This is a genomic window from Paraburkholderia sp. GAS334, from assembly GCF_050436625.1.
Taxonomy (GTDB): domain Bacteria; phylum Pseudomonadota; class Gammaproteobacteria; order Burkholderiales; family Burkholderiaceae; genus Paraburkholderia.
Genome location: NZ_JBNDMO010000001.1, coordinates 210138 through 230379 on the forward strand (window position 1 = coordinate 210138; position 20242 = coordinate 230379).

At 63.2% G+C, this 20242-nt stretch carries 19 protein-coding genes; 15 read left to right on the forward strand and 4 right to left on the reverse strand.

The window, feature by feature from the left end; translation table 11 throughout:
• Window positions 1-98: 98 nt before the first annotated feature.
• Window positions 99-890, reverse strand: coding sequence for an IclR family transcriptional regulator (locus P3T21_RS00915; RefSeq protein ID WP_429254048.1), 792 nt, complete (start codon window positions 888-890; stop codon window positions 99-101).
• A 252-nt stretch (window positions 891-1142) separates the two neighbouring features.
• On the opposite strand from P3T21_RS00915, the gene P3T21_RS00920 reads away from it, so the two are divergent.
• The 9 genes from P3T21_RS00920 (at window position 1143) to P3T21_RS00960 (ending at window position 10097) form a co-directional block, all read left to right on the forward strand.
• The gene (locus P3T21_RS00920) at window positions 1143-2192 is read left to right on the forward strand and encodes a sugar ABC transporter substrate-binding protein (protein ID WP_429254049.1); all 1050 of its coding nucleotides are present in this window, start codon (window positions 1143-1145) and stop codon (window positions 2190-2192) included.
• Window positions 2189-3715 carry a sugar ABC transporter ATP-binding protein gene (locus P3T21_RS00925; protein WP_429254050.1) on the forward strand — a complete coding sequence of 509 codons (1527 nt, stop codon included), beginning with the start codon at window positions 2189-2191 and terminating at the stop codon, window positions 3713-3715. Before P3T21_RS00920 ends, P3T21_RS00925 begins: the two co-directional genes overlap by 4 nt.
• Window positions 3705-4748 carry an ABC transporter permease gene (locus P3T21_RS00930; protein WP_429254051.1) on the forward strand — a complete coding sequence of 348 codons (1044 nt, stop codon included), beginning with the start codon at window positions 3705-3707 and terminating at the stop codon, window positions 4746-4748. Before P3T21_RS00925 ends, P3T21_RS00930 begins: the two co-directional genes overlap by 11 nt.
• A gap of 37 nt (window positions 4749-4785) precedes the next feature.
• Window positions 4786-5094 carry a UxaA family hydrolase gene (locus P3T21_RS00935; protein ID WP_429254052.1) on the forward strand — a complete coding sequence of 103 codons (309 nt, stop codon included), beginning with the start codon at window positions 4786-4788 and terminating at the stop codon, window positions 5092-5094.
• 33 nt (window positions 5095-5127) lie between these two features.
• Window positions 5128-6453 (forward strand): UxaA family hydrolase, encoded by a 1326-nt coding sequence (locus P3T21_RS00940; RefSeq protein ID WP_429254053.1) that lies wholly within the window; start codon window positions 5128-5130, stop codon window positions 6451-6453.
• A 26-nt stretch (window positions 6454-6479) separates the two neighbouring features.
• A complete protein-coding gene (locus P3T21_RS00945; protein WP_429254054.1) occupies window positions 6480-7517 on the forward strand; it encodes an aldo/keto reductase in 1038 nt (345 codons plus the stop codon).
• Between the two features lies 1 nt (window position 7518).
• Window positions 7519-8355, forward strand: coding sequence for an amidohydrolase family protein (locus P3T21_RS00950; RefSeq protein WP_429254055.1), 837 nt, complete (start codon window positions 7519-7521; stop codon window positions 8353-8355).
• A gap of 84 nt (window positions 8356-8439) precedes the next feature.
• Window positions 8440-9183: an SDR family oxidoreductase gene (locus P3T21_RS00955; protein ID WP_429254056.1), complete on the forward strand. Its 744-nt coding sequence runs from the start codon at window positions 8440-8442 to the stop codon at window positions 9181-9183.
• Window positions 9184-9248: 65 nt separating this feature from the next.
• Window positions 9249-10097 carry an ureidoglycolate lyase gene (locus tag P3T21_RS00960; protein WP_429254057.1) on the forward strand — a complete coding sequence of 283 codons (849 nt, stop codon included), beginning with the start codon at window positions 9249-9251 and terminating at the stop codon, window positions 10095-10097.
• A gap of 86 nt (window positions 10098-10183) precedes the next feature.
• On the opposite strand, the gene P3T21_RS00965 is transcribed toward P3T21_RS00960, so the two are convergent.
• Window positions 10184-10618: a PaaI family thioesterase gene (locus tag P3T21_RS00965; protein WP_429254058.1), complete on the reverse strand. Its 435-nt coding sequence runs from the start codon at window positions 10616-10618 to the stop codon at window positions 10184-10186.
• Window positions 10619-10860: 242 nt separating this feature from the next.
• Here P3T21_RS00965 and P3T21_RS00970 point away from each other — a divergent pair, with 242 nt between their 5' ends.
• Window positions 10861-12480 (forward strand): methyl-accepting chemotaxis protein, encoded by a 1620-nt coding sequence (locus tag P3T21_RS00970; protein WP_429254059.1) that lies wholly within the window; start codon window positions 10861-10863, stop codon window positions 12478-12480.
• A gap of 100 nt (window positions 12481-12580) precedes the next feature.
• Here P3T21_RS00970 and P3T21_RS00975 read toward each other — a convergent pair whose 3' ends face one another.
• A complete protein-coding gene (locus P3T21_RS00975) occupies window positions 12581-13675 on the reverse strand; it encodes an AGE family epimerase/isomerase (protein ID WP_429254060.1) in 1095 nt (364 codons plus the stop codon).
• Window positions 13676-13951: 276 nt separating this feature from the next.
• Here P3T21_RS00975 and P3T21_RS00980 point away from each other — a divergent pair, with 276 nt between their 5' ends.
• The 5 genes from P3T21_RS00980 (at window position 13952) to P3T21_RS01000 (ending at window position 18044) form a co-directional block, all read left to right on the forward strand.
• Window positions 13952-15115, forward strand: coding sequence for a hypothetical protein (locus tag P3T21_RS00980; RefSeq protein ID WP_429254061.1), 1164 nt, complete (start codon window positions 13952-13954; stop codon window positions 15113-15115).
• A 166-nt stretch (window positions 15116-15281) separates the two neighbouring features.
• Window positions 15282-15440, forward strand: a complete 159-nt coding sequence (locus tag P3T21_RS00985; RefSeq protein WP_429254062.1) for a hypothetical protein — start codon at window positions 15282-15284, stop codon at window positions 15438-15440.
• 548 nt (window positions 15441-15988) lie between these two features.
• Window positions 15989-16288 carry a hypothetical protein gene (locus tag P3T21_RS00990; protein ID WP_429254063.1) on the forward strand — a complete coding sequence of 100 codons (300 nt, stop codon included), beginning with the start codon at window positions 15989-15991 and terminating at the stop codon, window positions 16286-16288.
• 219 nt (window positions 16289-16507) lie between these two features.
• Window positions 16508-17383 (forward strand): 3-hydroxyacyl-CoA dehydrogenase family protein, encoded by an 876-nt coding sequence (locus tag P3T21_RS00995; protein ID WP_429254504.1) that lies wholly within the window; start codon window positions 16508-16510, stop codon window positions 17381-17383.
• Window positions 17384-17426: 43 nt separating this feature from the next.
• Window positions 17427-18044 carry a flavin reductase family protein gene (locus P3T21_RS01000; protein ID WP_429254064.1) on the forward strand — a complete coding sequence of 206 codons (618 nt, stop codon included), beginning with the start codon at window positions 17427-17429 and terminating at the stop codon, window positions 18042-18044.
• A 122-nt stretch (window positions 18045-18166) separates the two neighbouring features.
• Here P3T21_RS01000 and P3T21_RS01005 read toward each other — a convergent pair whose 3' ends face one another.
• Entirely contained in the window at window positions 18167-20134 is a 1968-nt protein-coding gene (locus tag P3T21_RS01005) for a methyl-accepting chemotaxis protein (protein ID WP_429254065.1), read from the reverse strand.
• Window positions 20135-20242 lie beyond the last annotated feature (108 nt).

Consider the following 20242-nt stretch of genomic DNA (forward strand, 5'->3'; position numbering starts at 1 on the left):
ACAATCGCGCGGCGGTTTCGGAAAGGGCCGCTATTCTAACGCGTCTCCGCTATCACACAAGCCCGTTCCGGTTTCCGCGCGCGCATGCACGTGCGCCCTCACACACGCTCACGAAACATCGAAAGCGCCTCGACCGTTTCGCGCAACATGTCGGTCACCGCTTCGAGCGTCGGCGCGACGTATTCGTCGATACGCCGCAGATACGGACACGTCATCACCGCAATCGCCTGACCCGATGGTCCGAGTACCGGGAATGTCAGATCGGTGACGCCGAACGTCTGCTGGCTGTCCTTCTTCGAAAAGCCCGCCTTACGCGTCTCCTCACACACACGCTCCAGCGCGTCGCGATCGATCGTCACTTCGCCTTTCACCTTCGTATGTTCCGCGAGCAGATGCGCGCGCTGCTCGGGCGTCTGGAATGCGAGCATCACGCGGCCTGATCCGGTATCGATCAGCCCGACGCGCGAACCCAGCCGCACGGAAATGCCCCACGTGCCCGGCCCATCGACCTGCGCGATCACGAGCAGGTTGCCACGGTCGTACACGACGAGATGACACGATTGCTCGGCAGTATCGGCGAACCGCTGCATCAGCGGCAGCGCTTCGGAAATCAGCCGGTTCATCGGCGGATGTCGATGCCCGAGCGCATACAGCTTCAGGCTCAGCGAATAACGGTCGCCACCCGGCGAGCGCACGACGTACTGCCGCGCGACGAGCCGCTCCAGCATCCGGTACATCTCGCTCGCGTTGCGGCCGAGCAGCTTCGTAATCTCCGCGCGCGTCAATCCGCCTTTCTGCTCCGCGAGCAGTTCAAGGATGTCGAGGCCCTTGTCGAGTGCGGGCGCGCGGTAGCGGTCGGCGTCGTCCTTGTCTTCCAGATCGGTTTCCATCGTGATTCAGGTCCTCATGCAATTCATCGGCTGCCTGGCGCGTGAGTGTAGATCGTTACGCGCGGCGAGCCGCCAGGGAAAACACGGACGGATGGTGCGGTGCACTTTCCCTTGACTTAAAAAAGTCCGTATATGAATAATACGTTCATTGGTGAATGAACGACCACCAATTTATAAGAAAGCGCAGGGCAACGTGCCGGACGCCGACCATTGGCTTCCGGCGGTTCAACAACGCAGATCCCGGAGACAGGCATGACGTTCGCAAAACGGCCACACACGGCCCGCCGTTTCATCCAGAAGACTTTATCGGTCAGCCTCGCCGCAGCGTGCGTCGCAGGCGTGGCGCTGGGCACGACCGCGCACGCCGCGGACGCCGGCAAGGTCGGCCTCGGCCTGCCGCTGCTGACTTCGCCGTTCTGGCAGTCGTACAACAATTACCTGCCGAAGTACGCGAAGGACATGGGCATCGACATTCTCGCGCCCGTGAATTCGAACGGTGACCCGGTGCAGCAGATCACCGACATGAACAACCTGCTGAACCTCGGTTCGAAGGGCATCGTCGTCGGGCCGCTGGATTCGGCGGCGATCAGCCGGGCACTGGACGCCGCTTCGGCGAAGAACGTGCCGGTCGTTGCAGTCGACGTCGCGCCGACGCAGGGCAAGGTCGCGATGGTCGTGCGGGCCGATAACCACGCGTACGGCGAGAAGGCGTGTACCTACATCGGCGAGCACGTGAAAGTGGGCAAGGTCGTGCAGATCATGGGCGATCTCGGCTCGGTGAATGGACGCGACCGCTCGGAAGCGTTCCGCACATGCATGAAGAAATTTCCGGCGCTGACGGTGCTGGAAATCCCGGCGGGCTGGAAGGGTGACGTCGCGGCGACCGGGCTGGACAGCCTGCTGACCGCGAACCCCGACGTGAAGGGCATCTACATGCAGGCGGGTGGCGTGTATCTGTCGCCGACGCTGCAGACGCTGCGCCGCAAGCAGATGCTGTATCCGGCGGGTGATGCGAAGCACGTCGTGATCGTCAGCAATGACGGCATCCCGCAGGAATTCGACGCGATCCGCCGCGGCGATATCGATGCAACGGTCTCGCAGCCGGCCGACCTGTACGCTAAATACGGCCTGTACTACATCAAGGCCGCGCTCGCCGGACAGACGTTCAAGCCGGGCCCAACGGATCACGGCAGCACCATTATCGAGCTGGCGCCGGGAAGACTCGAAGACCAGTTGCCCGCGCCGCTCGTGACGAAGGCGAATGTCGACGACAAGAACCTCTGGGGCAACACCGTCAAATGAGTGAAACGACGTCCTCCGCTGGGTCCGCCGTGGTTGAAGCGCTTGGTGTGACGAAGCGCTTCGGCTCGACGGCCGCGCTGAAAGACGTGAGCATCCGCGTGATGCCCGGCGAGTCGCATGCACTCGTCGGGCGGAACGGGGCCGGGAAATCGACGCTGGTGTCGATGCTCAGCGGCCTGCGCAGGCCGGATGCGGGCGAGATCCGCTTCGGCGGCGCGGCTGCACCGCCGATCGCGGACCGCGATGCGTGGCGCGAACGCGTCGCGTGTGTCTATCAGCATTCGACGATCATCCGCGATCTGAGCGTCGCGGAGAATCTGTTCATCAACCGGCAGCCGGCGCGGCGTGGCGTGATCGACTGGTCAGCGATGCGGCGCGATGCGCGCGCGTTGCTGGACCACTGGAAGATCGACGTACGTGAAGATGCCCGCGCGGGCGATCTGTCGGTCGAGGCGCGCCAGCTGGTGGAAATTGCGCGGGCGCTTTCGTATGGCGCGCGCTTCATCATCCTCGATGAGCCGACGGCGCAGCTCGATGGCGATGAAATCAAACGCCTCTTCAAACGTATTCAGGAACTGCAGCGCGAAGGCGTGACGTTCCTTTTCATCTCGCATCATCTGCAGGAGGTGTACGAGATCTGCCAGGCGGTGACGGTGCTGCGCGATGCGCGGCATATCGTCAGCGCACCGGTTTCCGCGCTGCCGCGTGAACAGTTGATCGAAGCGATGACGGGCGAACGCGGCGGCCTGAACGTCGCCGACGCGGCGGCACGCGAAGCATTGCCACATGACACGAAGACCGCGCTCGAAGTCGCGAATCTCGTGGGCGCAGATTACGACGACGTGTCGTTCAGCGTGAAGCGCGGCGAAGTCGTCGGCCTGACGGGCGCGACGAGCAGCGGACGCACGAGCGTCGCCGAAGCGATCGCCGGTTTGCGCAACGTAAAGAGCGGCGAGATCCGCGTGGACGGCAACGCGTTGCCTTCGGGCGACGTCCCCGCTGCGTTAGCCGCAGGCGTCGGCTGCGTGCCGAAGGATCGCCATCACGAAGGTTTGGTACTGACTCAATCGATAGCGGAAAACGCATCGATGACGATTACACGCCTGCTCGGCAGATTCGGTATCGCACCGCCCGCGAAGAAAAACGCCTTCGGCCAGAAGATGATCGACGCGCTTGGCATCGTCGCGCAAGGGCCGGAACACGTTGTGTCCGGCCTCTCGGGCGGCAATCAGCAAAAGGTCGTGATGGCGCGCGCACTCGCCACCGATCCGAACGTGCTTGTCCTGATCGACCCCACCGCGGGCGTCGACGTGAAATCGAAGGAAGCGCTGCTGTCCGTCGTGGACCGGGTGCGCGAGGACGGCAAGGCCGTGCTCGTCGTCTCCGGCGAACTCGACGATCTGCGCACCTGTGACCGCGTGCTGGTCATGTTCCGTGGACGCGTCGTCGCCGAATTCCCGGCCGGCTGGCAGGACCACGACCTTATCGCCTCAGTTGAAGGAGTCAGTCTCCATGAAGAATAGTGCGCCCACGCCCGCCTTTGCGACGGGTCAGGCACAGGTCAGCGCGGTTGCTGCGCAGCGCCGCCGTCCGCGTATCGAATTCGCACGTCTGCGCGATCTCGCGCTGGTGCCGGCGATCGCGCTGCTGCTGGTGATCGGCGCGTTTGTCAGCCCGAGCTTTTTGACGAAAGCGAATCTGATCAGCGTACTCGGCGCATCGGCGGCGCTCGCACTCGTCGTGCTCGCCGAATCGCTGATCGTGCTGACCGGCAAGTTCGATCTTTCGCTTGAATCGACGGTAGGCATCGCGCCCGCGGTCGGCGCAATGCTCGTGATGCCCGCTGCGTCCGCCGGTTTTGGGCTGCAATGGCCGACGGCGATGGGTCTCTTCGCGATCCTCGTGGTGGGCGCGGTGATCGGCTTTATCAACGGCTTTCTCGTCGTGCGGCTTCGGCTGAACGCGTTCATCGTCACGCTGGCCATGCTGATCGTGCTGCGCGGCATGCTCGTCGGCGCGACCAAGGGCGGCACGCTGTTCGACATGCCGCCGTCGTTCTTCACGCTCGCCACCACTATCGTGCTCGGCCTGCCGGTTTCCGTATGGCTCGCCGCAGCCGCCTTCGCTGTGGCCGCGTTCATGTTGCGCTATCACCGCATCGGGCGCGCGTTGTATGCGATCGGCGGCAATCCGGAGGCGGCGCGCGCGGCGGGTATTCGCGTTGAGCGCATCACGTGGGGCGTGTTCGTGCTCGGCAGCATGCTCGCTTCGACTGGCGGCCTGATCGTGACGGGCTACGTCGGCGCGATCAACGCCAATCAGGGCAACGGCATGATCTTTACGGTGTTCGCGGCGGCGGTGATCGGCGGCATTTCACTCGACGGCGGCAAGGGCACGATGCTCGGCGCGCTCTCGGGTGTTTTGTTGCTCGGCATCGTGCAGAACCTGCTGACGCTCGCACAGGTGCCGTCGTTCTGGATTCAGGCGATTTACGGCGCGATCATTCTTGGTTCGCTGATGGTGGCGCGCCTCGCGGGTGGCGAAGGCCAGAACTGACCCGAACCATCACGGAGACAACATCTTGAGCAGTCCAATGACAGACCCGCGCCTCATCCTGCTGACACCGCAGGATAACTGCCTGATCGCGGCGGCGCGGCTCGAAGCCGGATCGCAGGTCGAGATCGAAGGCGAACGCATCACGCTCGCGAAAACGATCGACCTCGGCCACAAGGTCGCGCGCCGTGCGCTGGACACGGACGAGAAGGTGCTGCGCTACGGCGCGGTGATCGGCCACGTGACAGAGCCGGTCGCTCGCGGCGCGCATCTGCATACGCACAACCTCGAAAGCGACTACCTGCCGACCTACACGCATGACGCCGGCCACGCATTCGTGCATCACTGACCGCGGCTTTTCGCCGTGCTGGAACGAACGATCATGACTGATACTTCTGTTGCATCCGTTGTCATCCAGCCTGCGCAGGCTGTGCCACCATCGCTGCAAGGCTATCCGCGCAGCGATGGCCGCAAGGGCATCCGGAATGTCGTCGCGGTGGCGTATCTCGTCGAATGCGCGCATCACGTCGCGCGCGAAATCGTCACGCAGTTTCGCGAGCCGCTCGATGCGTTCGACGATCCGTCAAGCGAGCGCGAGCCGCCCGTCCATCTGATCGGTTTTCCGGGCTGCTATCCGAACAGCTACGCCGAGAAGATGATGCAGCAGCTCACCACGCATCCAAACGTCGGCGCAGTGCTGTTCGTATCGCTGGGTTGCGAGAGCATGAACAAGCATTACCTCGTGGATGTGGTGCGCGCGAGCGGCCGGCCCGTCGAAGTGCTGACGATCCAGGAAAAAGGCGGCACGCGCAGCACGATCCAGTACGGCGTCGACTGGGTGCGCGATGCCCGCAAACAGCTTGCGGCGCAGCAAAAAGTGCCGATGGCGCTCGATGAACTCGTGATCGGCACGATCTGCGGCGGTTCGGACGGTACGAGCGGCATCACCGCCAATCCCGCCGTGGGCCGCGCATTCGATCATCTGATCGATGCGGGCGCGACCTGCATCTTCGAGGAAACCGGCGAGCTGGTCGGCTGCGAATTCCATATGAAGAGCCGTGCGGCCCGGGACGACCTGGGCGATGAAATCGTCGCTTGCGTTGCGAAGGCGGCGCGCTACTATTCCATCCTCGGACACGGCAGCTTTGCAGTCGGCAATGCGGACGGCGGGCTGACGACGCAGGAGGAGAAGTCGCTTGGCGCCTATGCGAAAAGCGGCGCATCGCCGATTGTCGGCATCGTGAAGCCCGGCGATGTGCCGCCCACAGGCGGCCTTTATCTGCTCGACGTCGTGCCCGATGGCGAACCGCGCTTCGGCTTTCCGAACATCAGCGATAACGCGGAGATTGGCGAACTGATCGCGTGCGGTGCGCATGTGATCCTGTTCACGACCGGACGCGGATCGGTGGTCGGCTCGGCGATTTCGCCCGTGATCAAGGTTTGCGCGAATCCGTCGACGTTCCGCAATCTCGCCGGCGACATGGATGTCGACGCCGGGCGTATTCTGGAGGGCCGCGCGACGCTCGACGAAGTCGGCCGCGAAGTGTTCGACCAGACCGTAGCCGTCGCGCAGGGCGCGGCGTCGAAGTCGGAAGCGCTTGGGCACCAGGAGTTTATCCTGACGTACAAGACGTTCGAGCCGGTTGGGCCGGCGTGCCTGCCGTCGAGTGCAGCGCAGCATCGCGTAGTTGAAATCGCGTCGATTTGAAACGCGGGCAATGAGGAGACTTGTGAATGACAACAGCGGCGAATCCGAAGGTCAGCCAGCGGCGTGGCATTGGCCGGCGTGACCTGAAAGTGACCGGTCTCGGTCTGGGCACGGCGCCGCTCGGCGGCCTGTATCGCGACCTCTCCGACGAGGAAGCGCAGGCCACGATCGACGCCGCGTGGGACGCCGGCGTTCGCTATTTCGACACCGCACCGCACTACGGACACACGAAGGCCGAACATCGGCTTGGTCACGCGCTACGCAACTATCCGCGTAGTGAATACGTGCTGTCGACCAAAGCCGGCCGGCGCTTCGTGCCGCGCACGCACCCCTACGACGGCAGCGAAGGCTGGCAAAACCCGCTGCCATTCGAGGCAATCTACGACTACACGCACGACGGTATTCTTCGCTCATTCGAAGACAGCCAGCATCGGCTTGGCATGGTCGATATCGACATCCTGCTGGTTCACGATATCGGCCGCTATACGCATGGCGATCGCAATGCGCACTACTGGAAGCAGTTGACCGAAGGCGGCGGTTTTAAGGCGCTCGACGAACTGCGCGCCAGCGGCGCAGTAAAAGCGCTAGGCCTCGGTGTCAATGAAGGCGCGGTCATTCTCGAAGTAATGGCCGAATTCGATATCGACTGCGCGCTGCTCGCCGGTCGCTATACGCTGCTGGAGCAGGACACGTTGAACGATCTGCTGCCGGCATGCGAAGCACGACACGTGAGCATTCTGCTCGGCGGCGCGTTCAATTCGGGCATTCTCGCGCGTGGTGTGCAGGGTGATCTGAAATACAACTACGGCAATGCGCCGCAGGATGTGATCGATCGTGTCGCGCGTCTTGAAGCGATTTGTCGCGTGCACGGCGCACCGCTTGCCGCTGCCGCATTGCAGTTTCCGTATGCACATCCGGCGGTCGCCACCGTGCTGACGGGCGCGCGGAGCGCCGCTGAGTTGCGCGAGAACGTCGCATCGTTCGAACGTGAATTGCCGCCCGCGCTGTGGAGAGCGCTACGCGAAGGCCTGCTCGATTCGCGTGCGCCGGTGCCCGGAGACTGACGTGGCCGCGCGCATCGATGCTCACCAGCACTACTGGAACCCGGATCGCGGCGATTACGGCTGGTTGACCCCGGAGCTGACGTCGCTGTATCGCACGTTTGGTCCCGCTGATCTCGCGCCGTTGCGGGCTGCTACGCGCGTCGATGCAACGGTTGTCGTGCAGGCTGCGCAGACTGTCGATGAAACGCGTTATCTGCTGGACATTGCGCGTAACGAACCGTCCGTTGCGGGCGTAGTGGGCTGGGTGCCGCTGCTCGATGACGATGCGCCTGCGCTAATCGCCGAACTTGCGCGCGATCCGAAGTTCAAGGGCGTGCGTCCGATGCTTCAGGATCTTCCCGACGATAACTGGATCGCGAATCCAGCGCTGAAGCCCGCCATCGAAGCGTTGATCGCGCATGATCTCGCATTCGATGCGCTGATCTTCGCGCGCCACGTCGACGCGCTGGAAACGTTCATCACGCGCTTCCCGCAGCTACGCATCGTGATCGATCACGGCGCAAAGCCGCCGATCCGCGATGGCGCGTCGGGCTGGCAGCCGTGGGCCGATGGCATCGAGCGGCTTGCGCGTCTGCCGCATGTTCACTGCAAGCTGTCCGGTCTCGCGACCGAAGCCGCGCCCGGCTGGAACGAAGCCACATTGCGGCCCTATGTTGACCATCTGCTTGCGCACTTCGGACCGTCGCGTCTGATGTGGGGCAGCGACTGGCCGGTGCTGAACCTGAATGGCGACTACGAGAGATGGCACGCAGCGGCGAACACATTGCTTGCGTCGCTGTCAGAGACGCAATGCGCTGCGGTGTTCGGCGGCAACGCGTCAGCCTTCTATCGACTATGAATTCATGGAGCGCGTGCAGACACTGTGTCAGCGCGCGCTGCAATACCCGGTATGACTCAAACGCCATTTCAACTGGAGCCGTAGATGATACAAAGACTGGCCGGCAAGACGGCCCTGATCACCGCCGCCGGGCAGGGCATCGGACTCGCGACCGCGGAGCTCTTCGCGCGCGAGGGCGCACGTGTGATCGCCACGGATATCCGCATCGATGCGCTCGCCGGGAAGCCCGTCGAGGCACGAAAGCTGGACGTGCGTGACGACGCCGCGATCAAGGCGCTCGCCGCCGAACTCGGTGCGATCGATGTGCTGTTCAACTGCGCGGGCTTCGTGCACGCAGGCTCGATTCTCGAAGCGAGCGAGGAAGACTGGGATTTCGCCTTCGATCTGAACGCGAAGGCGATGTACCGGACGATCCGCGCGTTTCTGCCTGCAATGCTCGAGAAAGGTGGCGGCTCTATCATCAACATGTCGTCGGCGGCATCGAGTATCAAGGGTGTGCCGAACCGTTTCGTGTATGGTGCTTCGAAGGCGGCCGTGATCGGGCTTACAAAGGCGGTTGCGGCAGACTTCGTCACACGCGGTGTGCGCTGCAACGCGATCTGTCCGGGCACGGTGGCTTCGCCGTCGCTCGAGCAGCGGATCGCCGCGCAGGCACAGGCGCAGGGCGCGACAGTCGATGCCGTGCAGGCGGCCTTCGTCGCGCGCCAGCCGATGGGCCGTGTCGGCAAGCCGGAAGAGATCGCAGCGCTCGCGCTGTATCTTGCATCGGATGAATCCGCGTTCACCACCGGTCACGCGCACGTGATCGACGGTGGCTGGTCGAACTAGCTGCACCCTGGCCGAGGCCGGGTTCGCTTTGCACGTTTTTTCACTGAACACCAGGGAATGCCACGATGAAACTGCTTCGTTATGGACCGAAAGGTCAGGAAAAACCGGGTTTGCTCGATGCACAGGGCAAGATTCGCGATCTGTCGAAAGTGGTCGCCGATATCGGCGGTGACGTGCTGACCGACGCCGGTCTTGCGAAACTGCGCGCGGTCGATCCGGCGTCGCTGCCGGTGGTCGAAGGCAATCCGCGGATGGGCCCGTGCGTGGCCAACATCGGCAAGTTCGTGTGTATCGGGCTGAACTATGCCGATCACGCGGCCGAATCGAATCTGCCGGTGCCGGCCGAACCGGTCGTCTTCAACAAGTGGACGAGCGCGATCATTGGCCCGAACGACGACGTCGAAATCCCGCGCAACTCGAAGAAGTGCGACTGGGAAGTGGAACTTGGCGTGGTGATCGGCAAGCCGGCCAAATACATCGACGAAGCGAACGCGCTGGATTACGTGGCGGGCTATTGCGTGATCAACGACGTGTCGGAACGCGAATGGCAGATCGAGCGTACGGGTACGTGGGACAAGGGCAAGGGCTTCGACACGTTCGGACCGATCGGCCCGTGGCTCGTCACGCGCGATGAAGTCGCCAACCCGCAAGCGCTTGATCTGTGGCTGGAGGTGGACGGCCATCGTTACCAGAACGGCAACACGAAGACGATGGTGTTCACGGTCGCGAAACTCGTGTCGTACCTGTCGCAGTGCATGAGCCTGCAACCGGGCGACGTGATTTCGACCGGCACGCCGCCGGGCGTCGGCATGGGCGTGAAGCCGAATCCGGTGTTCCTGAAGCCGGGCCAGACGATGCGCCTTGGCATTCAAGGCCTCGGCGAGCAGACACAGCGGACGTACGCAGCAGAATAAGCGTTGTAGCTGCAGGCGCGGCCCGTATGGGCCGCGCGCCGCGGGCGACCTGTTTTTCTACATCAGGCGCCCGCTTTACTTCTCCATCAAGCCGGCGCCGCGACTTCCGTGCCTTCCGCCATGCGGTTGATCGTACCCTGCGCCACTGCGATGAGCTTCTCCGAGCCGTCGTCCATCACGAAGATACTGCACTGACAGGTCGCCTGATTGCGGCCGGCGTGGACGACCTGCGCGCGCGCCATCAGCGTGCCGTTTATCGCGGGCCTCAGATAGTTGATCTTGTATTCGCCCGTCACGACGCGTGGCCCGAGCGTGAGCGCCCCGGCAAACGTCAATGCGTTGTCCGCCAGATAACTGATCACACCGCCGTGTACGAAACCATGTTGCTGCCTCAGTTCATCGCGAATCGGCAGGGAGAGCGTCAGTTCGTGTGCGCCGGTGTTCATGAGTTCGGCGCCAAGCAGCATGCTGAATGGCTGGGCGTGCAGTGCGCCACGTGCGCGATCGAGTAGATCAGTCATCTCGGTTCCTTCGGGCGTCGCCCGGCTGGTTCCTGTCCACTCTAGGAAGCGGTTGCGCACTGCGTCAAGGTGATTTGAAGAAATTGACCTCGGATTGTGGTGGAGATCAAAGGCAATTCGCCAGATGCGTGCGGTACACGGCGCATCTCAACTCTTTTCGCGTATTCCACCTCAAGCCTTCGCGGGTATTGCCGTAAACCCGTAGTCAATCCCGTCATTCCCTTGCAATTCAGGTGTTCTCGATGTTCAGCAAAATCAAGGTCGCTTCCGGCCTGTTGTGCGTTCTAGTCGCTTTCTGCGTATTCCAGCTGTTGACGGAGGGTCTGGGTTTCTGGTCGTTGACCCGTACGCACGATGACGTCGGCGACCTGTCCAACGTGGCGCTGAAGCAGATGAATGCTGTCGGCGAAACCACACAGCATTTGATGGACGCGCGTATTAATCTGTCGCGCGCTGGCACTCGGATGGTTCGCGGCGGTGCCGAACCGGCCGAAATCGTCCAGCACGCGCGTGACCAGTTGAAGGAGGCGGAGCGTTCGTTCGGCGCCTTCAACAGCGCGCCGAAGATGAATGACGAAAACAGCGCGCGCGCCGCCGCGCTCACCGAGCGCTATACGAAACTGCACGCGGCGTTGAGCGAGCTCGTCCAGTTTCTCGACGCCAACAACATCCAGGCCTTTCTCGATCAACCGACGCAGTCGTTCCAGGACGCGTATCTCGCCGAGCAGCACAACTTCGTGCAGTTCGCCGACGCGGCCAGCCGCGCGTCGCTCGATTCAATCGACGGACGTCTTGCGCTTTTCCGCGGCGTCGGTATCGCGATTCTGGCGTTGCTGCTGGCCGGCACGACTGCGGTCTTTATCGTGCTGAAACGCGGCGTCGTGGCGCCGCTTGAAGAAGCGGGCCGTCATTTCGACCGCATCGCGCAGGGACGTCTTGACCAGCCGATCGCATCGCGCGGCACGAATGAAATCGGCCGTCTTTATTCGGGTCTTTCGATCATGCAGGCGAGCGTCGCGCGTACGGTGAAGACCGTGCGCGATTCCGCCGATTCGATTCACCTCGGCGCGGACGAAATTGCGACGGGTAATGCGGACCTGTCGGCGCGCACGGAGAACCAGGCCGCTTCGCTGGAAGAAACCGCATCGAGCATGGAAGAGCTGACCGCCGCCGTGCGCCAGACCGCCAGCCACGCCCGCGAAGCGAACGCGCTCGCGGAAAATGCACTCGACGCGACTTCGCGCGGCAGCGACGTCGTGAACGAAGTGGTCGAAAAGATGCGCGGTATTGCGCAGAGTTCGGACAAGATCGCGGAGATCATCAGCGTCATCGATGGCATTGCGTTCCAGACGAACATCCTCGCGTTGAACGCGGCCGTCGAAGCGGCACGCGCGGGCGAGCAGGGGCGCGGCTTCGCAGTGGTGGCGGGCGAGGTGCGCGGACTCGCGCAACGCAGCGCGCAGTCGGCGAAGGAGATCAAGACGCTGATCAGCGAATCGGTCGCGGAGATTCAGGGTGGCTCGGAACTCGTCGAGCGGGCGGGCGATGCGATGCGCAACGTGTCGGCATCGATTTCGCGCGTGACGCAGATGATGGCTGAGATCAGCGCGTCGTCGTCGGAACAGAGCACGGGCATCGAGCAGGTCAATCAGGCTGTGGTGCAGATGGATGGAATGACCCAGCAGAACGCGGCGCTCGTCGAAGAAGCGGCTGCAGCTGCGGCGTCGCTGCACCAGCAGACGCAGCAGTTGAAGGACGCGGTCGCGGTGTTCGAGATTTCGGACGCGGTGCTGGCCGTCGAACAGAACGGCGGTTACCCGTCACCGCGGGCGGGCAGATTTGCAATGACCCCGGCGGTATAACTGCATACGGTTTGAAGGCCGCAAACTGAAAAGCCCGCAGGAACAGCGTTATGTTCCAGCGGGCTTTTTCGTTCTGTAGCGAAGCCGTCGTTAAGCGCGCTCAAACAGGCAGCGATGCGTACGAAGTAGCCAGATGATAGGGCGTAGTCGATGGCATTTCGGCGCGCGCGATGTCACCCGTCGCCGTCATGCTTTCGATCCATCCGTACTCGCGCAGAAAGCGTTCGCGAAAACGTTCGATCTGCTGCGGCAATAGTGTGCTTGCCGCTGCGTCGTCGCTCGTTGCCAGTGCGCGCAGATATTCGGTCTGCGCCCAGATACGCTGCGTGCTGTCGTTGATCATGCCCGCTTCGTCGAGCGAGGCATACACGCCGCCCGTCGCGTGATCTACGCCGTGCTGCTGCGCGAAGCTGAAGGCACGCGACAGTGCAACGTAGAGGCCTGATTGCCCCAACAGGCCAGCGGCGCGGCGCGCGAGATAAAACCATTCGAACTGATGACCCGGCTCCAGCCGGTTATCCGCCGAACCGAGCGGCAGCTCCGCGATGCAGCCCGTCGGCTGATGCAGGAACGTGCGCGCCACGCCTTCGACGAGGCCCGTGAGCGAGGTCGCAAACGCCGCATCTTTCGTTGCGTCATGTGCGGCGAGCCACGCTTCGGTCAGATGCATCAGCGGGTTTTGTATCGGCGTGCCAGTGACGGTCGAGAAATTCGCATCGAGCGCGGCATTGAGCAATCCGCCCTGTGCAGCGAATCGCTCAATGATTTGCGCCGACGTTTCATTCATCACGTCGAGCGCGTCGCGATTGCGCGAACGTGCAAAGTACTCCGCGCATGCAAACACGACGAACGCGTGCGTGTACAGATCCTTCGTTGTGTCGAGCGGCGCGCCTTTGCCATCGACGCTATAGAACCATCCGCCATTCTGTGCGTCATGAAAATAGCGACGTAATGTGTCGAACAGCGTATCGGCGTGGGAGATATCGCCGGCCTGCGAGAAAACGAAAAGCTGGCGCGCGCACGCCATCGCACGATAGCGTGTGACAGGCAACGGCCGATGGTCGTGACCGACGGCTTCGTAAGGCAGCTTGAGCGCGGAATTGAAGCCCGGTCCGCGCCATACCGGCAGGACAACCTGTGCGAAATGAGTGCGTAGCAGGGCGGCGGGAGCGGCCGTGGAAGCAGATGATGTCATGCGGCTGGCGTGTCGTGCAGATCAGAAAACGGGAGAACCGGGCGTGTCGCGGCGCAGTGTCGAAGCGCGCCTTCGCGCCGGCCGTGCGCAAGGATAAACCAGAAGGGCAGTGGCGGCACGTTACACGTATTTCCCGGCGTATTTGCACGAATTCCCGGCGGCTGCCGCACGCGGCCGTGCGACAATGCGGGCTCGAAAAACGAAGATGGCATTTTGCAGCGGCGACCCGCGGCCGGCGAGCGCCGGCTGACGACCAGAACGACCGCTCCTTTCCCCATGGCAGATTCCGCAGATTTCGCAGCATCCCCGAATTCCCGCCCGCGTCGCGCCCGTTCGACAAAGCCACGCGAGGCTACCGTCTCCACCGAAACCGAAAACAAGCTGGCCCGCGCCGCGCGCTCCGCGCAGCGGCTCGCGCAACTGAGCGACGTGCCGCGCGACGACAGCACGCTCGACCTGTTCCCCGACGATCCCACGCGCGCCACGCTCGAAGCCATGACCATCGACGTCCGGCAAGGCACGCTGACGGGTTTCGAACTGCCGCCCGAGGTGCTGGCCGCTGTGGGCGTCACGAACGGCGGCGATGCCCTGGCCAGCGATGCGAAGTCGACGCGTCGCGTGACGCGCGCGGCGAAGGTGGACGAGGCGGCGTCGCTGTCGATGCAGGCGAGCGTGCTGGACGAGCGCGTGGAGCCGTCTATTGATGATGCGGTTGAAAGCACAACAGAACGCGCGACAGAACGCGCGACCGGACACGCCGATGGTGCGCCCAGCGCGACCGACGCCGCGACGCAAAACAATCGCGCGGAACTGAACACGACGGCAACCGCGACGCACGAGGCCCGCGACGTGGATGCTAAACCCGCGACCCCTGACGCGTCCGCCCGCGCAGCCGTTGATGCCGGCGCCGCAACGGCCAGCGCATCAGCGAAACCGGCAAACGCCGATCGAGACGTATCCAGCCAACCGGGCGCGCCGCAGACATCCGCCTTGACGCATGCCGCCGCGCCGGAACTCGACCGCGCTCGCGCGACGGCCTTCGCGGACACCGTCGATGCGCTGTACGGCGTGATCGCCGACCAGCGTCGCGCGGCCACCGATCATTCGCGGCGAATGAAATGGATGCTATCGATCGTCGTCGCTGCGCTGCTCGTGACAGTCGCGATCGGCATCACGCAGACGATGCTCCTGATGCGGCTCACGCGCGATTCAACCGCGCAGCAGCAGCGCATCGAACAGATGATGCTGAACCAGCAGGCGACGCTGTCGACACTTCTCGACACCGATTCGGCGACTGTCAGCGTACCCGCCGTCGTGCCCGTGGCGCCGGACACGCCCGCTGCCGACGCCGCACCACGGACCGCTCCGCCAGCAACCACAGCCAGGCGTGCGGCCAAAAACCAGCACGGACACAAGCCGAAAACGGCGCCGTCGCACTGATCTGGCACTGCAGTTGTTGTAATGATGCAACGCACCAAGCCGCCCGGAGCGGTGCGGCAAAGCACCCGGTGAATGAAATGCTGCATTGCACTAGATTTTACTCAGGGATAACCCTATAATGCTTCTTAAGGGAAAACCCTAGCCATTCATTCAACCGGGAGTCGCCATGAGCTTGATCCTTGCACTGCTTCAAAAGGTTAGCGACCTCTTTGCGTCGCCGTTTCTTCCGCTGGACTCTGACTATTCGCACGAAGCGCGTTATCGCGAAGCCGAACGCGTTCGCAAGTCGCAGCGCGTCGCCATTTTCGGCTTCCTGCGCGGCTAACCATCCAGCGCGGCGCGCGGTTCGTCCGCGCGTCATGGCGTACGCTTAACGCGCATGTCCCGAATCAAGGCCCGATGTGGAAAATCCGCATCGGGCCTTTTTTCGTCTGTGTGGACTGCAATGACGAAATTCCGCCGCCGAAGGTTTTCGATCGAAACGCTCCAAAAGCATCTTTGGAGCGACCGACATCCTCGCCCCCAGAAAGCGCCAACCTTTTGATTTACTTTCATTTTCCCCTGGATTTCCCAACTTTCGCCATGCGGAATATTTCCCAACCCGAAGGGATGTAACGGCAATTGACGTAATCGGCTGGCCGTCCCGGATTGAAGTTCAGCGTAAGCCTTCATCCTGCTGGAATTTTTTGGCGTCAGACCGCGCCGCGCCGCACCAGGCAGTGAAATGCGCGCTTACAAGTTCTCACGGTTGTGAGCGGGTCACGTCGCTAAAGTGGGTTTCAAGCGCAACACGCCGGGTTTCCCAAACCAGCAGCAAGAGGCAGTACAAGCTTCGCACCCGGCGCGCGTTGAACCTAAAAAGGGAGATTCATTATGAAAATCTTGAGCCGTACGACCCGTTCCGTGATCGCCACTGTACTCGCAGGTGGCGCGTTGCTCACCGCAAGCTCCGCCTTCGCGCAGCACGATCCGATGATGCGTGACGGCGCACCCGCGGCCAGTTACGGCCAGCCGCACACGATGCCGGTTGGCGTCAGCATCAACGTCGGCTGGCATGGCGACCGCTATTACGACGGCCACCGTTACTGGCAGCACGACGAATGGATGCGCCATCACCCGCATGATCGGGATCCGTACCATCACGACGAGCATCATCAGCCAGAGCACTATTGAAATCGATAGCGCGTTGATGGCGCGAACCGCATGACGCCCGCAACACCGTCATGCGCGCAAAAGAGGCCGGCGCGCTCGCAAGAGAGGCCGGCCTCTCTACATCCAGGCGCCGCCACGCGATACGCTTCGCTGCGCTATGCTTCAAAGCTTTCATCGACGTCGCAGGAGAGTGGCTTGAACGACGATAGGGCAGTAATGGGCGTGGTCGGCACGGGTTTGATGGGCGTCGGCATCGCGACGCAATGCGCGTTGCACGGATACCGGACGATCGTCCACGATGTCGACGCCGCGCGTCTCGCGAGCGTCGCGCCGAAGGCCGAAGCCGTGCTCGACGAACTGATCGACGCCGGCCGTATCGACCGCGCGGCGAAAGTGGCCGCGCTTGCGCGCATCGAGACGCATGACTCGCTCGACGTGATGGCGTCGGCGCAGTTCATCATCGAAGCGATCCCTGAAGTGCTTGCGCTCAAGCATCGCCTGTACGAAGCGCTCGACAAAATCCTCGCACCAGACGCGATTCTTGCCAGCAATACGAGTGGCTTTCCGCCCGACGCTTTGACCGGCCCGCTGCGCGCCAAAGCGCGCTTTGTGATTGCGCATTTCTGGAATCCGCCGCATATGATTCCGCTCGTCGAGGTGGTGCCAGGCAGTGAAACGACCCAGGAAGTCACGGCGAAGACCGTCGAACTGATGTCGGCGATCGGTATGGAGCCGGTGCTGCTTGCGAAGGCGATTCCTGGTTTTGTCGGTAACCGGCTGCAGTTTGCCGTGCTGCGCGAAGCGCTCAACATTGTGCGCTCGGGCGCCGCCACACCGGATGAAGTCGATCGTGTGATGAAGGCGTCGCTCGGACGACGCTGGGGCATCGTCGGTCCGTTCGAAGGTGCGGATATGGGCGGCCTCGATACGTTTGTCGATATCGCGTCGCATCTGATGCCGGAGCTCGCGAAAGACGAGAACGTCATCGATCTGCTGCGCGAACAGGTGAACGCGGGGCGCGTGGGTGTGCGTAGCGGTGCCGGGTTTTACGACTGGGACGATGCGCACCTGGCGCAGGTGAAGGAAGGGCGCAAACGCGTGATCAGCCGCGGTTGAACGCAGTGAACAGCACGGTATCAACAATCATCGAGACATGGTCATGAACCCCGACGTCCACTTCTACGACCCCGCCGAAGGTCATGGCCTGCCGCACGATCCGTTCAAGGCGATCGTCGCGCCGCGTCTGATCGGCTGGATTTCGACCCGCTCGGTCGAAGGCCGGCTGAACCTCGCGCCCTACAGTTTCTTCGGCGCGTTCGCGACGTTTCCGTCGATCATCGGATTCAGCAGCGAAGGCTACAAGGACAGCATCCGCAACATCGAAGCCACCGGTGAATTCGCCTGGAATCTCGCAACGAAGCCGCTGGCGGAGCGGATGAACCAGTCGTCCGCCCCGGTTGGACCCGAGGTCGACGAATTCGAACTATCGGGGCTGACGCCCGCGGCGGGCCGTAACATCGCGGCGCCGCACGTCGCGGAAGCGCCGGCCGCGCTCGAATGCAAACTGCTGCAGATCGTCCGGCTGCACTCGCTCGACGGCAAGCCGATGGACAACTATCTGGCGCTGGGTCAGGTAGTCGGCGTGCATATCCAGAAGGCGTTTCTGAAGGACGGCCTGTTCGACACACACGCCGCGCAGCCGGTCATGCGCGCCGGTTATCGCGCCGACTACGCGCAGATCGGCGAGATGTTCCAGATGTTCCGGCCGACCGCCTAGGCGCATTCACGCGCGACAGACCTGGCACACCTGACACACCTGACACTCCGGCGCGGGCACGCCGGATCGGCTGGCTTCAACAGCGCCAGCCGGCCGCGTGGTCGACCGAGGCCGAGCGTGTATCACTCCCGCCCGGACGCACCCACCTTGAACACGCTGACCACCTGCGCGAGCCGCCCGGCCTGATCGCGCAGGTCGGCGGCCGCGCGTTCCGCCACGCCCACAATCGTTGCGTTCTGCTGCGTCGCCTCGCCGATCTGCGTGACGGCGAGATTCACCTGCTCGATGCCGCCCGACTGTTCGCGCGAGGCGACGCTGATCTCGCCCATGATGGCTTGCACGCGTCCCACCTGTTCAACGATGCCGTTCATCGTCGAGCTGGCTTCTTCAGCGATCCGGTAGCCGGATTCGACGCGCGCCGTCGATTCGCCGATCAGCGCTTCGATTTCCTTGACCGCTGCTGCGCTGCGCTGCGCGAGCGCGCGCACTTCGGAAGCGACGACCGCGAAGCCCTTGCCGTGCTCGCCCGCGCGCGCTGCTTCGACGGCCGCGTTCAGCGCGAGGATGTTGGTCTGGAACGCGATGCCTTCGATCACGGTCGTGATGTCGGCGATCTTTTGTGACGAACGGCTGATGTCGCCCATCGTCGATAGGACGCGCTGCACTGCGCGGCCGCCGTCGAGCGCGGCCGCAGACGCGCTCGTGACGAGTGTGTTCGCCTGCGCGGCGTGGGCGGCGTTCTGCTGCACCGTCGACGTGATCTGTTCCATGCTCGCCGCGGTTTCCTCCAGGCTGCTCGCCTGCGTCGCGATGCGCGCGGCGATATCGCCGCTGCCGGCGGCGATTTCCGCCGTGCCGTGCGTCATGTCCGCGGAAGCGCCGCGCACCTGCGTGACGATTCGCGCGAGCCCTTCGCCGATGCCGTCGATGGCAGTCAGCAGGCGACCGATCTCGTCAGTGCGGCCGTTCGCGACACGCACGCTCAGGTCGCCCGCAGCAAGACGTTCCGACGCCTTCGCGGCTTCGTCGAGCGGACGGCTCACCATCCGGCGCACGGCGATGAGGAAGAACGCCGCGAAAGCCGCGACCAGCACGAAACCGGCGATGAGAAAGCGGTTGCGCGTGGCCACGACTTCGTCCATCACTTCGTCGCGCGGCGCAATGCCGCCGACGAGCCATTGCCATTCCGGCACGCTGATAAAGGAGACGTACTTGTCGCGCGCATGCGTTTCGCCGAGCGTCGTGTCCGTCGACGTGTACGCCAGTCGCCCTTCCTTCGCGTCAAGCATCTGTTTGTACGGCGCATTCGCGTCGTCGGCGGCCTGGCCGGTGGCGGCCGGATGGACGATGAACTTGCCGCGGTCCGGCCCGTTCGACGCATTCAGGACGAAGTAGTAACCGCTGTCGCCGATCTTCAGCTGACGGATGCCGTCTTCGATCGACTTGATCTGCGGACCCACGTCGACGCCGACGAAGAGCGCACCGATCACGCGGCCACTGGCGTCCATGACGGGTTTGTATTGCGTGATGAAACGTTTGCCAAACAGCGCGGCAAGACCGGTGTACGTCTTGCCGGCCAGCACCAGCGAATACGCCGGGCCCTTGCGGTCGAGCGGCGTGCCGATCGCGCGTGAGCCATCCTGCTTCTTCAGCGATGTCGTGACGCGCACGAAGTCGTCGCCGGTGCGCGCGAACACGGTTGCGATCGCGCCGCTGCGCTCCAGAAACTGGTCGGGAATCGAAAAGTCGAGATTGAGCGGCTTGTCGCCGGCTTTCATGGTCGGCGTGGCGACGCCGTTGATGTCCACCTTCTGGGTTTCGTCGACCGTATAGTTCGGCGGCAGGAAGCTCGCAAAAAGCGTCATCGAACGGCCGACTTCGGCGACAAGGCTGCTGTCGAACAGCGAGATCATCGCGGCGATCGAGCGATCTTTTTCGCCGATGCGGGCCACCACCTGCTCGCTGACCTGGTCGCCGGCGGAACGGGTGACGGCCCACGTGAACGCCGCGAAAATGACCGCCACGATCGCGCACGAGAGCATGGCCAGCCTGGCGCCGACGCTCGCGCGGCGCAGAGAAAGAATATCCATGGATTTTTGGCGTTAGAAGGACAGGACACCGTCTGCGATGCGGCACGCGCGACGGCATGACAGCTATCCCCGTTTATCGGCCACCAATCCTGATTTCTTTAACCTTAC

Bases quoted from the DNA above. Each gene is read 5' to 3' on its own strand.
- P3T21_RS00970 (WP_429254059.1), top strand. From the start codon at position 10,861: ATGTTCAGCAAAATCAAGGTCGCTTCCGGCCTGTTGTGCGTTCTAGTC.
- P3T21_RS00975 (WP_429254060.1), bottom strand. From the start codon at position 13,675: ATGACATCATCTGCTTCCACGGCCGCTCCCGCCGCCCTGCTACGCACT.
- P3T21_RS00920 (WP_429254049.1), top strand. From the start codon at position 1,143: ATGACGTTCGCAAAACGGCCACACACGGCCCGCCGTTTCATCCAGAAG.
- P3T21_RS00960 (WP_429254057.1), top strand. From the start codon at position 9,249: ATGAAACTGCTTCGTTATGGACCGAAAGGTCAGGAAAAACCGGGTTTG.
- P3T21_RS00935 (WP_429254052.1), top strand. From the start codon at position 4,786: ATGACAGACCCGCGCCTCATCCTGCTGACACCGCAGGATAACTGCCTG.
- P3T21_RS00945 (WP_429254054.1), top strand. From the start codon at position 6,480: ATGACAACAGCGGCGAATCCGAAGGTCAGCCAGCGGCGTGGCATTGGC.
- P3T21_RS01005 (WP_429254065.1), bottom strand. From the start codon at position 20,134: ATGGATATTCTTTCTCTGCGCCGCGCGAGCGTCGGCGCCAGGCTGGCC.
- P3T21_RS01000 (WP_429254064.1), top strand. From the start codon at position 17,427: ATGAACCCCGACGTCCACTTCTACGACCCCGCCGAAGGTCATGGCCTG.
- P3T21_RS00955 (WP_429254056.1), top strand. From the start codon at position 8,440: ATGATACAAAGACTGGCCGGCAAGACGGCCCTGATCACCGCCGCCGGG.
- P3T21_RS00990 (WP_429254063.1), top strand. From the start codon at position 15,989: ATGAAAATCTTGAGCCGTACGACCCGTTCCGTGATCGCCACTGTACTC.
- P3T21_RS00940 (WP_429254053.1), top strand. From the start codon at position 5,128: ATGACTGATACTTCTGTTGCATCCGTTGTCATCCAGCCTGCGCAGGCT.
- P3T21_RS00930 (WP_429254051.1), top strand. From the start codon at position 3,705: ATGAAGAATAGTGCGCCCACGCCCGCCTTTGCGACGGGTCAGGCACAG.
- P3T21_RS00980 (WP_429254061.1), top strand. From the start codon at position 13,952: ATGGCAGATTCCGCAGATTTCGCAGCATCCCCGAATTCCCGCCCGCGT.
- P3T21_RS00915 (WP_429254048.1), bottom strand. From the start codon at position 890: ATGGAAACCGATCTGGAAGACAAGGACGACGCCGACCGCTACCGCGCG.
- P3T21_RS00925 (WP_429254050.1), top strand. From the start codon at position 2,189: ATGAGTGAAACGACGTCCTCCGCTGGGTCCGCCGTGGTTGAAGCGCTT.
- P3T21_RS00995 (WP_429254504.1), top strand. From the start codon at position 16,508: ATGGGCGTCGGCATCGCGACGCAATGCGCGTTGCACGGATACCGGACG.
- P3T21_RS00965 (WP_429254058.1), bottom strand. From the start codon at position 10,618: ATGACTGATCTACTCGATCGCGCACGTGGCGCACTGCACGCCCAGCCA.
- P3T21_RS00985 (WP_429254062.1), top strand. From the start codon at position 15,282: ATGAGCTTGATCCTTGCACTGCTTCAAAAGGTTAGCGACCTCTTTGCG.